This is a genomic window from Burkholderia sp. Ap-955 (genome assembly GCF_011753045.1).
GTDB classification, from domain to species: Bacteria; Pseudomonadota; Gammaproteobacteria; order Burkholderiales; family Burkholderiaceae; genus Burkholderia; species Burkholderia lata_D.
In genome coordinates, this window is record NZ_VWWH01000057.1 from 1 (window position 1) to 12,623 (window position 12,623).

5 protein-coding genes are annotated in these 12,623 nt (G+C 64.0%); 1 reads left to right on the forward strand and 4 read right to left on the reverse strand.

Annotated features, from left to right (window positions below; genetic code table 11):
* Window positions 1-44: 44 nt before the first annotated feature.
* Together F3J15_RS25065 and F3J15_RS25070 are read right to left on the reverse strand one after the other, a co-directional pair.
* Window positions 45-707: an OmpA family protein gene (locus tag F3J15_RS25065; protein WP_089475527.1), complete on the reverse strand. Its 663-nt coding sequence runs from the start codon at window positions 705-707 to the stop codon at window positions 45-47.
* A gap of 124 nt (window positions 708-831) precedes the next feature.
* Window positions 832-8,940, reverse strand: a complete 8,109-nt coding sequence (locus tag F3J15_RS25070; protein ID WP_166894731.1) for an ESPR-type extended signal peptide-containing protein — start codon at window positions 8,938-8,940, stop codon at window positions 832-834.
* A gap of 497 nt (window positions 8,941-9,437) precedes the next feature.
* On the opposite strand from F3J15_RS25070, the gene F3J15_RS25075 reads away from it, so the two are divergent.
* Complete coding sequence (locus tag F3J15_RS25075; protein WP_166894684.1) at window positions 9,438-9,809, forward strand: hypothetical protein; 372 nt, start codon at window positions 9,438-9,440, stop codon at window positions 9,807-9,809.
* Window positions 9,810-10,177: 368 nt separating this feature from the next.
* Here F3J15_RS25075 and F3J15_RS25080 read toward each other — a convergent pair whose 3' ends face one another.
* Window positions 10,178-11,080 carry a ferritin-like domain-containing protein gene (locus tag F3J15_RS25080; protein ID WP_166894686.1) on the reverse strand — a complete coding sequence of 301 codons (903 nt, stop codon included), beginning with the start codon at window positions 11,078-11,080 and terminating at the stop codon, window positions 10,178-10,180.
* A gap of 311 nt (window positions 11,081-11,391) precedes the next feature.
* A complete protein-coding gene (locus F3J15_RS25085) occupies window positions 11,392-12,576 on the reverse strand; it encodes an acetyl-CoA C-acyltransferase (protein WP_124664734.1) in 1,185 nt (394 codons plus the stop codon).
* Window positions 12,577-12,623 lie beyond the last annotated feature (47 nt).

Consider the following 12,623-nt stretch of genomic DNA (forward strand, 5'->3'; position numbering starts at 1 on the left):
TGGCGGCCGGCCGGACCGGGGCGCCGCGCGCGGCGGCGGCCCGCTCAGTGCTGCAGGCGGATTTCGACGCGGCGGTTGCTGGCGCGGCCTTCCGGCGTCGCGTTGGACGCGACCGGATCCGCCTTGCCGCGACCGGTGACCGTCAGCGAGTCGGTCTTCAGGCCGTGCGCCTTCAGGTACGCCGCGACGGATTCGGCGCGGCGCTTCGACAGCGCGAGGTTGTAGTCGTCGCTGCCCACCGAATCCGTAAAGCCGGTGACGCTCACCTGCGAGTACGTGTGGTCGGCGCGCTCGCTCAGCAACCGGTCGAGCGATTCGCGCGCGGTCGGGGCGAGCGTCGCGTGGTCGGTCGCGAACAGCGCGTCGCCCGACAGGTTCACCTGTTCGACGACGGCAGCCGCCGGCGCGGCGGCCGACGCCGCTTCGGCCGGCGCCGCGCCGCACTGGAACACGAGCGTCGCAGGATCGGATTTGTCGCGCAGCGCGCGGGCCGAGTCGACGGCGCGCACCGGCTCTTCGCCGCAAATCTTGCGGGCGGCCTTCATGCAGGTCTGCGGGCCTGACAGCAGGCCGTGGCAGTCCACCTGGAAGGTCCGCACGCCGTCGCGCGGCTGCAGTTCGGAGGCGCTGAAGGTCGGGCCGGATGCGGTCGAGCACGCGGCGAGGGCCGTTGCGGAAAGTGCGAGCGCAAGAGCGAGTTTGTTCACGGTTACATCCTCAATGCTTGGGTTGACTGAAGCCCGCCACGGGTGGCGCGGCGGGCTCGTCCGGCAGTCGGGGCCGCCGCGGGCCGTCCGGCTGGCGAGCCGGGTGGCCTGGCGGCGCGACGCGTTACTTCCACTGGTACAGCATGCCGGCGCCGATCACCTTCTGGCCGCCGCTGAAGCCGCCGTTGATCGACGCCTTCAGGTTCTCCGTGATGCGAGCCTGCATGTTGACCGCCATCGCCTTCTGGCCGAGGAAGGTCGACGTACCCACGCCCATCCCGAAGTTGGCATCGCGATCGAGCTGCGGGATCGATGCCATCGCGCCGACGGCCGCGATACCCTGCTTCGCCATCTGGTCGGTCTGCTGCAGTTGCGAACCCAGCGAGTTGATCTGCGCCTGCTGGCCCGACAGTGCCGTCGACAGCGTCGTCTGCACCTGCGTCAGCTGGTTCACGTTCACCGCGTCGGTGCCTTGCGTACCCGGCGCGACGTTCGTGATCTGGCGCTGCTGCTGGTCGCTGCCGACCGACACCACGTTCGAGCGGCCGCCGTCGTTGGAGCCCGCGCCGATCGCCACCGAGTTCGAACCGGCGGTGACGGTCGGGACGTCGGTGCCCTTGCCGTTCATGTCGGCCGCGATGCCGTTGTTGTTCACCGAACGCGTCGTGTTGTTGTTGATCGTCGTCGACAGCGAGTTCAACGTGTTGTTGATGTTGTTCACGCCGGTCGACAGCGAGGCCACGTTGCTGTTCGTCGTGCTCAGGCCGGTGGACAGCGAGCCGATGCCGGTCGAGGTCGACGTCGACAGCGAGTTGACGTTGCTGTTCGTCGTGCTCAGGCCCGTCGACAGCGAGTTGATCGCGGTCGAGGTCGAGGTCGACAGCGACGCCACGTTGCTGTTCGTCGCGCTCAGGCCGGTCGACAGCGAGTTGATGCCCGTCGACAGCGACGCGACGTTCGACGCGGTCGACGTCGACAGCGTGTTGATCGCGTTGTTGGTCGCGTTGAGCTGGCTGCCGTTGATCGCGTCCGTGCTGCTGGCCGAGATCCGGCCTGCGGCGACGTTCGTGATCTGGCGTTCCTGGCCCGGTGCGCCGACGCTCACCACGCCGACCGGCGAGCCGCCTGCGAAGGGGTACGTGACGCCGCCGATCGTGGCGCTCGACGTCGGGTTCGCGGCGCTCGTGACCGAGTTCGCGCCGAGTGCGATCGAGTTGGCGACGTTGGCCTGTGCGTTCGTGCCGAAGGCGAGTGCGTCGGCGGCGGTTGCCTTCGCTGCCGAGCCGTACGCTTGTGCGCCGGTGGCGCTTGCCGTGGCCTGGTTGCCGAGCGCGATCGTGTTGTCCGCGGTGGCCTGGTTCGAGCTGCCGAGTGCGAGCGCGCTCGCGCCGTTGGCCGTGTTCGCGTTGCCGAGCGCCACTGCGCCGTTGCCGGTCGCCGTGTCGTTCGCGCCCATCGCCACCGCGCCGGTACCCGTTGCGATGCTCGGGTCGCCGATCGCGACCGCGCCGTCGCCGGTTGCCGTGTTGCCGGAGCCGATCGATACGGCCTTGCCGCCCGTTGCCGATGCGTTCTGGCCGATGGCGACCGCGCCCGCCGTCTGCGCGTTCGAGCCGTCGCCGACCGCGACGCTGCTGGTGCCGGCCGCGCTGGCGTTCACGCCGGCTGCGAGGGCGTTGGTGCCCGTTGCGCCCGTGTTGTCGTAGTTGGCTTGCTGCACGCCGTTGTCGTTGACGCTGTAGTAGTGCGTCTTCGCGGCATTGATCGCGGTCGAGGTCGAGGTCGACAGCGAGGTGATCGAGCTGTTCGCCGAGGACAGGCCCGTCGAGGTTGAAGTCGACAGCGACGTCATCGAACTATTCGTCGAGCTGAGGCCCGTGGACAGCGAACCGATCGAGCTGTTGGCTGACGAGAGGCCGGTCGAGGTGGAAGTCGACAGCGAGGTGATCGAGCTGTTCGCCGACGAAAGGCCCGTCGAAGTCGACGTCGACAGCGACGTCACCGAACTATTCGTCGAGCTGAGGCCGGTCGACAGCGAGCCGATCGAGCTGGTGGCTGACGAGAGGCCGGTCGAGGTGGAGGTCGACAGCGAGGTGACCGAGCTGTTCGTCGAGCTCAGGCCGGTCGACAACGAGCCGATCGAGCTGGTAGCCGACGAAAGACCGGTCGACGTGGAAGTTGACAGCGAGGTGACCGAGCTATTCGTCGACGACAGGCCCGTCGAGGTCGAGGTCGACAGCGAATCGATCGAGCTGTTGGCCGACGAGAGGCCCGTCGACGTGGAAGTCGACAGCGACGTGATCGAGCTGTTGGCCGAGGACAGACCGGTCGACGTGGAAGTCGACAGCGACGTGATCGAGCTATTCGCCGAAGACAGGCCGGTCGACGTGGAAGTCGACAGCGAGGTGACCGAGCTGTTCGTCGACGACAGGCCCGTCGAGGTCGAGGTCGACAGCGAATCGATCGAGCTGTTGGCCGACGAGAGGCCCGTCGACGTGGAAGTCGACAGCGACGTGATCGAGCTGTTGGCCGAGGACAGACCGGTCGACGTGGAAGTCGACAGCGACGTGATCGAGCTGTTGGCCGAGGACAGACCGGTCGACGTGGAAGTCGACAACGACGTGATCGAGCTGTTGGCCGAGGACAGACCGGTCGAGGTCGAGGTTGAGAGCGAATCGATCGAGCTGTTGGCCGACGAGAGGCCGGTCGAAGTCGAGGTCGACAGCGAGGTGATCGAGCTATTCGCCGAGGACAGGCCGGTCGAGGTCGAAGTCGACAGTGAGGTTACCGAACTATTCGTCGAGCTGAGGCCCGTGGAAAGCGAACCGATCGAGCTGTTAGCCGAAGACAGACCGGTCGACGTCGACGTGGACAGCGACGTGATGGAGCTGTTAGCCGACGACAAACCGGTCGAGGTCGAAGTCGACAACGACGTCACCGAACTATTCGTCGAGCTGAGGCCCGTGGAAAGCGAACCGATCGAGCTGTTAGCCGAAGACAGACCGGTCGAGGTCGAAGTCGACAACGACGTCACCGAACTGTTCGTCGAGCTGAGGCCCGTGGAAAGCGAACCGATCGAGCTGTTAGCCGAAGACAAGCCGGTCGAAGTCGAGGTGGACAACGAGGTGATCGAGCTGTTTGCCGACGAGATACCGGTCGACGTCGAGGTCGACAGCGAGGTGATCGAGCTGTTAGCCGAAGACAGACCGGTCGAGGTCGAAGTCGACAGCGAGGTTACCGAACTATTCGTCGAGCTGAGGCCCGTGGAAAGCGAACCGATCGAGCTGTTTGCCGACGACAGGCCGGTCGAAGTCGAGGTGGACAACGAGGTGATCGAGCTATTCGCCGACGAAAGGCCCGTCGAAGTCGAAGTCGACAGCGAGGTCACCGAACTATTCGTCGAGCTGAGGCCCGTGGAAAGCGAACCGATCGAGCTGTTGGCCGAAGACAGGCCGGTCGAAGTCGAGGTGGACAACGACGTGATCGAGCTATTCGCCGAGGAAAGGCCGGTCGACGTCGACGTGGACAGCGACGTGATCGAGCTGTTAGCCGACGACAAGCCGGTCGAGGTCGAAGTCGACAACGACGTCACCGAACTGTTCGTCGAGCTGAGGCCCGTGGAAAGCGAACCGATCGAGCTGTTAGCCGAAGACAGGCCGGTCGAGGTGGAAGTCGACAGTGAGGTGATCGAGCTGTTGGCCGACGAGAGGCCGGTCGAAGTCGAGGTGGACAACGAGGTGATCGAGCTGTTTGCCGACGAGAGGCCGGTCGAAGTCGAGGTCGACAGCGACGTGATGGAGCTGTTAGCCGACGACAAGCCGGTCGAGGTCGAAGTCGACAGCGAGGTTACCGAACTATTCGTCGAGCTGAGGCCCGTGGAAAGCGAACCGATCGAGCTGTTAGCCGAAGACAGGCCGGTCGAGGTGGAAGTCGACAGTGAGGTGATCGAGCTGTTGGCCGACGAGAGGCCGGTCGAGGTCGAAGTCGACAGCGACGTCACCGAACTATTCGTCGAGCTGAGGCCCGTGGACAGCGAACCGATCGAACTGTTAGCCGAAGACAAGCCGGTCGAAGTCGAGGTGGACAACGAGGTGATCGAGCTGTTTGCCGACGAGATACCGGTCGAGGTCGAAGTCGACAACGACGTCACCGAACTATTCGTCGAGCTGAGGCCCGTGGAAAGCGAACCGATCGAGCTGTTAGCCGAGGATAGGCCCGTCGACGTGGAAGTCGAGAGCGAGGTGATCGAGCTGTTGGCCGACGACAGGCCGGTCGACGTGGAAGTCGACAGCGACGTGATCGAGCTATTCGCCGAAGACAGGCCGGTCGACGTGGAGGTCGACAACGACGTGATCGAGCTGTTAGCCGAGGACAGGCCCGTCGACGTGGAAGTCGACAGCGAGGTGATCGAGCTGTTGGCCGACGACAGACCGGTCGAGGTCGAGGTCGACAACGACGTGATCGAGCTGTTTGCCGACGACAGACCCGTCGACGTGGAAGTCGACAGCGAGGTTACCGAACTATTCGTCGAGCTGAGGCCCGTGGAAAGCGAACCGATCGAGCTGTTGGCCGAAGACAGACCGGTCGAAGTCGAGGTGGACAACGAGGTGATCGAGCTGTTTGCCGACGAGAGACCGGTCGAAGTCGAGGTCGACAGCGACGTGATGGAGCTGTTAGCCGACGACAAGCCGGTCGAGGTCGAAGTCGACAGCGACGTCATCGAACTATTCGTCGAGCTGAGGCCCGTGGAAAGCGAACCGATCGAGCTGTTAGCCGAAGACAGACCGGTCGACGTCGAGGTGGACAACGAGGTGATCGAGCTATTCGCCGACGACAGACCCGTCGAGGTCGACGTGGACAGCGACGTGATGGAGCTGTTAGCCGACGACAGGCCGGTCGACGTCGAAGTCGACAGCGAGGTGATCGAGCTGTTGGCCGACGAGAGGCCGGTCGACGTCGACGTGGACAGCGACGTGATGGAGCTGTTAGCCGAGGACAGGCCAGTCGACGTGGAAGTCGAGAGCGACGTGATCGAGCTGTTAGCCGACGAGAGGCCAGTCGAGGTCGAGGTCGACAGCGAGGTGATCGAGCTATTCGCCGACGAGAGACCCGTCGAGGTCGAAGTCGACAGCGAGGTGATCGAGCTGGTAGCCGACGACAGACCCGTCGACGTGGAGGTCGACAGCGACGTGATCGAGCTGTTAGCCGAGGACAGACCGGTCGACGTGGAAGTCGACAGCGAAGTCACTGAACTGTTGGTCGTGCTCAAGCCCGTCGACAGCGACGAAATGGCGCTGGTCGCGGTGTTGACCTGTTGGGCGACCGAATAGAGTTGGCTGCCGTTGATCGCGTCGGTACTGGTCGGCGTTACCTGGCCAGCGGCGACGTTGGTGATTTGGCGCTCGTTGTTGAGGCTGCCGACGCTAACGGTGCCGACCGGCGTGGTGCCTGCGAATCCGCCGAACGTGACGCCGCCGACGGTCGCGCTGCTCGTGGCAGTGGCCGTGCCGGTCTGCGAATTTGCGCCGAGCGCCACGGAGTTGCTGTTGCCGGCGGAGGCGCCGTTGCCGATGGCAATGGCATTCTTGGCGCTGGCGACGGCGCCGGTGCCGATGGCGACAGCGTCGGTGCCGGTCGCGGTGCTGTCGGCGCCGGTCGAGTTCGCGTGGAAGTACTTGATGCCCTGGCTGTTGATGTTGTTGATCGCCGAGCCGACGCTGTTGGCGGTCGACGTCGTGCCATTCGCGTTATAGGTCGTGTACGCCGGCGCGGAAACGGTCCCGGTCGTCGGGTCGTACGTGGACCCGCCGCCGAGTGCCGACGCCGTGCTGGTACCAAGGTTGTTGGTCTTGGTCGTAATCGTGCTCAGGCCGGTCGACGTGGAGGTCGACAGCGATGTGACCGAGCTATTGGTCGAGCTCAGGCCGGTCGACAACGATCCGATCGAGCTGGTAGCCGACGACAGGCCGGTCGACGTAGAAGTCGACAGCGAGGTGACCGAGCTGTTGGTCGAGCTCAGGCCGGTCGACAACGATCCGATCGAGCTGGTAGCCGACGACAGACCGATCGACGTGGAAGTCGACAGCGAGGTGACCGAGCTGTTGGTGGAGCTCAGGCCTGTCGACAGCGAGCCGATCGAGCTGGTAGCCGACGACAGACCGGTCGACGTGGAAGTCGACAGCGAGGTGACCGAGCTGTTGGTCGAGCTCAGGCCGGTCGACAGCGATCCGATCGAGCTGGTAGCCGACGACAGACCCGTCGACGTCGACGTGGACAGCGAGGTGACCGAGCTGTTGGTGGAGCTCAGGCCTGTCGACAGCGAGCCGATCGAGCTGGTAGCCGACGACAGACCGGTCGACGTGGAAGTCGACAGCGAGGTGACCGAACTGTTGGTCGAGCTCAGGCCGGTCGACAGCGATCCGATCGAGCTGGTAGCCGACGACAGACCCGTCGACGTCGACGTGGACAGCGACGTGACCGAGCTATTGGTCGACGAAAGGCCCGTCGACAACGAGCCGATCGAGCTGGTGGCCGACGACAGACCGGTCGACAGCGAGCCGATCGAGCTGGTGGCCGACGAAAGACCCGTCGACGTGGAAGTCGACAGCGACGTGACCGAGCTGTTCGTCGACGAGAGACCGGTCGAGAGTGAGCCGATCGAGCTGGTAGCCGACGAAAGACCCGTCGACGTGGAAGTCGACAGCGACGTGATCGAGCTGTTCGCCGACGACAAACCGGTCGAAGCCGAAGTCGACAGGCTCGTGATGCTCGACGTCGTCGTGCTCGCGACCGAGTAGAGCTGGCTGCCGTTGATCGCGTCGGTGCTGGTCGCCGTGACGAGGCCGGCTGCGACGTTCTGGATGCGGCGCTCGTTGCCCGCCTGCCCGACGCTAACCACGCCGCCTGCCGCGCCCGCGCCCGCGAAGTTGCCGAACGTCTGGCCGCCGATCGTGGCGTTGCTGACGGTGGTGGTGCCGCCGGACGTCGTTGTTGCCGCGCTGGTCGTCAGGGAGTTGTAGCCGAGGGCGACCGATTTGGCGACGCTTGCCGTCGAATTCGAACCGATTGCCGTCCCGTAGGTACCGGACGCCACGGCTGCGGCGCCTACGGCGACCGCACCGGCGGCGCCGCTGGCCGTCGAGCCGTTGCCGAGTGCGAGCGCGTCCGTGCCGCTCGCGATCGAGGTGGCGGCGAAGCTGCCGGAGTTGCCGAGCGAGATCGCGCCGGTGCCGGTTGCTGTCGATGAATTGCCGACGGCGATCGAGCCGTTGGTGCCAGTTGCCACCGCCGAACTGCCGAGCGCCACGGAGCTATTGGTTGCCGTGCTGGTGTTACCGAGTGCAACCGAGCCCGTACCGCTTGCCGAGTTGCCGTTACCGATGGCAACCGCGCCGTCGCCACTGACCGTCTGCGAACGACCGATCGCCACGGCACCGCCGGTCGCGGAACCGCTGTTGGCCGTCGTGCCGGACGAGCCGATTGCGACGTTCTGGCCCGTCGCGCCGGAGATGACGCCGTCACCTTGTGCGATGCCATACGCCCCATTGACGGTCGCGCCGCGGCCGAGTGCGATACCGGACGTGGCGGTCGATGCGACGGACGACTGTCCGCCGATCGCGATGCCGTCCGAGGCGGCCGACTGCGCCCCCTTCGTTGCGTTGCTGCCGATTGCGATCGAGCCCGCGCCCGACGCGAGCGTCGAGTTTGCCTGCGAGAGCGGCGTCGTGCCGTTGCCGCCCGCGCCGCCGATCGCGACCGAGTTCAGCGCGCTCGCCGTCGAGCCGAAGCCGAGTGCGGTTGCACCGGCGCCGCTGGCGGTGGTTTCGAGGCCGGCCGCGACGCCCCACAAGCCGGCCGACGACTGCATCCCGGTGGCGACGGCGCCGTTGCCGGTCGCCTGTGCGAATGAGCCATATACCGTGACACCGGTCCAGCCGTTGCCGTTGGAGTTACACCCGGCCACGACCGAATACGTACCGGAGCCGTCGCCGGCCTGGTTTTGCGTGCCGCCCGGGTTCACGCGGCCGACCGCGCCGTTGCTGCCCGTAAAGCAGGTCTGCTGTGTGTTGAGCGTATTGGCCTCGGCGAGCCCCGGCAGGCTGATCGCCAGCGCTGCGACAGCAGCGACCACGACAGCCGACTTGTTCGGCTTGCCCCGTGCCGAATCGTGTTCCGATGCCGCGACCCAGGCGCCAAGTGCTTCGTTCCAGATCGAGCGGTATGTGCGGTTCATGTCCTGCTACCTCCAAATATGCACGCCACACACCGGTCTCTTTTGTTAGAGGAATACTCCGTGCGCTCGCGCGAATCTCAAAATTGATGGGCGGAGTTTATTGGAGGAGGATTTTTTGGATTGATAAAAAGTGACAAATAGAGTGTTTTGAAAGTTAAAGGATGGTTAATAAGTCGTGTTTTGATGTATCCGCTCAGAATGTATTTGAAAGTTGCAAGAATGTTTGGTGCAGGGTTTGAAACTTCCGCGCGCCTCGTGATTTTTATTATAAAAATCATGGAGTTGCGTTGGTTTTGTGCGATGGATACACAACGGCGATGCTCAATCGTAAGACGAATGAAATAGCAAACGTTTGCGAGAGGAGTATTTCTTTCATTGATGTAATGTTTGTTGAGATGCCGACGGATAATATGATTGATATCTTGTTAATTTGTTAATTAAAGATTTGATGGCTGATTTTATATTGATTTTATCGGTTATCTTTAAATCGATTTAATTTGAAATATCGAGCATCGGACTATGCTGATCTGCGCATCTGGTCCGCTGCGATGGCCCGCGAGACGGGCGTTTCGGGCCGGTTGGCTCGTCGAATTTGTAAAAAAGTGCTACAACGAGGTGGACCGGACCGCCATCATTCATCTTTCGAATTTGTCCTATTGACTATTTCGGTGATGGTGACAATCGAACGGGTTTGGCGACGGGGGCGAATCGGTCAGGCAGGCGTGATCTGCGTCGACGGTGCGCCTGGCGGCGACAGGTTGCTAAAGAGGCTGTCCGGCATCGGTGGCGACGTCCCCGAATCGTCAAATCCCGGGTGTGACAATTTGTCCGCGCGCGCCGAAGCACTGAAGAAAAAAGGGCGGGAGTGAATGTGTCCGGTGCGCCACATCCGGCACGTCGATGCAGGTCGGTGAGGCTCACACCGCACGCGAAGGGTCGGCCTCGAGCGAGCGGCGGGCAGGATAGCCCTAGTGATGCGGCTCGTCATGGAAGTGCAACGAACGCGTAGCGAAGTTCGAACGTGACCCGGGTGCGGGCCGCCGAACGGGACGGATGCGTCGAACGTCGTGTATCGCTTGCGGTGCGGCCGGATGCTGGCGATGCCGTCGCAGACACGCGGATCCCGGTGGAATTCAGCGGCCCGAGGTTTCGAGCGTCGAGGAAGGCGTTGCCCGGTTGCCCGATCGGACAACCGAGGCAACCGGGGGCAACCGGACTTCTACCCGGCGCGGCAGCCTTACTTCTTGAGAAACCGCAGCGCGAACCGCGCCATGAGCGGCACGAACATCGGGCGCAGCAGGCGCTTGTCGTAGCCGGCCATCCGCCGGTCGTTCTCCGCGAGACACAATTCGATCAGCTCGCGCGGGTTGAGCGCGTCGCCGATATCGGCGGTGCCGGTTGCCGGGAAGTTCGCGTCACGTGCGACGCCGTCGGAATCGATGCCGCGCGCGATGCCGATGCGCTCCCGGATCAAATGCACCCACACGGCCGCGACCCGCGCGAAGAACCACGGCCGGCGCCACCACGGGAGCGAGCGCCAGTACCACGCGTACCAGTTCACGAAGAACAGGATATGGCGGCCTTCTTCCTGGATCACGGGCTCGAAGGTGTCGACGAGTTCGGGCGGGAAATAGCCGGAGCGCTGGGCGGAACGGAACAGGCCGAACGCGAAGAAGCTGTCGATGCATTCGCTGAAGCCCGTGACGATCCACCACCACTCGGGATCTTTCGGCGCCGGGTAGGCGGGCTCGGGGGCGAGCCGGATGCCGTATGCCGCGACGAGCTTCGACAGTACGACCTTGTGGCGCGCTTCCTCGCCGCCGTCCATCTCGAGCGCGCGGCGCAGCAGCGGATCGCCGATCGTCGCCGCATAGGTGGCCACGCGGATCGATGCGCGGCCTTCGGTCTGCACCGCGATGTCCCAGATCGGCAGCGACGTGAGCCGCTTGAGCTCGGCGGGTGTGAGCGCCGGCCAGTCGATCACTGCCGGCTTGTACGGATTGTGTGTGTCGAGCAGCATGCGGCAGAACATCTGCATATGCGCATCGGAACCGATCCGGACCGGACCTTGCCTGTCGAAGGTCCAGTTGCGCATTGCGTGATCTGCTGCTGCATGCGCTTCCTGCAGCGTGTCACTCATGGCTGTTGTTATGCGATTACGGGTCGAAAGATTCTTGCATAGCTTCCGTAAACGCGTATTTTCGAGCGGCCATGTGCACGTGTCGTTGGTCGTTTAAACCGAGCGGATTGACATCTAAGGCGAGCGAGGGAGAGGTCGGCCCGAGGGGGAACTGGAGGCCTCCCCAAACACACACCTGGATCATGGGATGAACCCAATAGCGGCCCCAAGAAGGACGCGCTTAACATTGCTCAATACACGTCCGATAGTTCGCTGCACGCGTGGGCAGGTTGGCAAAACCCAAAAGGCCACGCGTGCTACGAATAGACGCGTCAGGCCACTTCGAACAATCCGGCAGCCCCCATGCCGCCGCCGACACACATCGACACGACTACATAACGCGCGCCGCGTCGTTTGCCTTCAATCAGCGCGTGGCCGACCAGCCGGGCCCCCGTCATGCCGTACGGGTGCCCAATCGCTATGCTGCCGCCGTTCACGTTGTACAGCATCGGATCGATGCCGAGCTTGTCGCGGCAGTACAGCACTTGGCAAGCGAACGCTTCGTTGAGCTCCCACAGGCCGATATCCTGCACCGTCAGTCCGTGCAGCTTCAGCAGCTTGGGAATCGCGTACACGGGACCGATGCCCATTTCTTCCGGCGCGTTACCGACAACGGTCATTCCTCGATAAACGCCTAGCGGTTCGAGGCCGAGCTGTTGCGCCGTTTTGCCGTTCATCAACACGCAGGCACTGGCGCCGTCTGACAGTTGGCTGGCATTGCCGGCAGTGACGACGCCGCCCTGCATAACGGGCGCCAGCTCGCCGAGCGAGGCGAGCGTCGTACCGGGACGATTGCCTTCGTCGCGTGCGAGCGTGATCTCCTTGAGCGACGTCTGCCCGGTGACCTTGTCGATGACCGACATCTGCGTAGTGATCGGCACGATCTCGTCCGCAAAGCGGCCTTCTGCCTGGGCCTCGGCGGTGCGCTGTTGCGACTCGAGCGCGTACTGGTCCTGTGCGTCTCGCGAGATACCGTACTTGCGCGCGACGAACTCGGCGGTTTCCAGCATCGGCATATAGGCCGCCGGCTGCGCGGACACCACGTTGGGGTCCCGCTCTGCGCTCACCCACTCGAAGTAGCGGGCCTGCACTGCCGAGATGTTTTCCTGCCCGCCCGCGACGACAACCTGCATGCCGTCGCAGACGATCTGCTTGGCAGCGGTGGCAATTGCCATCAGGCCGGACGCGCATTGCCGGTCGAGTGTCTGCGCCCCCACCGAAGCGGGAAGCCCGGCTGCCAACACGCCATGCCGGGCGAGATTACCGCCGGCCGTGCCGGCGTTGAGCACGGAGCCGATCACGGCATCCTCGATACGGTCGGGCTCGATGCCGGCACGCAATACCGCGTGCCGGATCGCGTGCCCCAGCAGCGTGGGCGAGCGCGTGGCGTTGAATGCGCCGCGATAAGCTTTGCCGATCGGCGTGCGGGCGGTGGAAACGATGACTGCGTCGATCATGATGCGTCCTTGGTCGAATGGAAAACGGCGAACCTGGCCATGCGGAT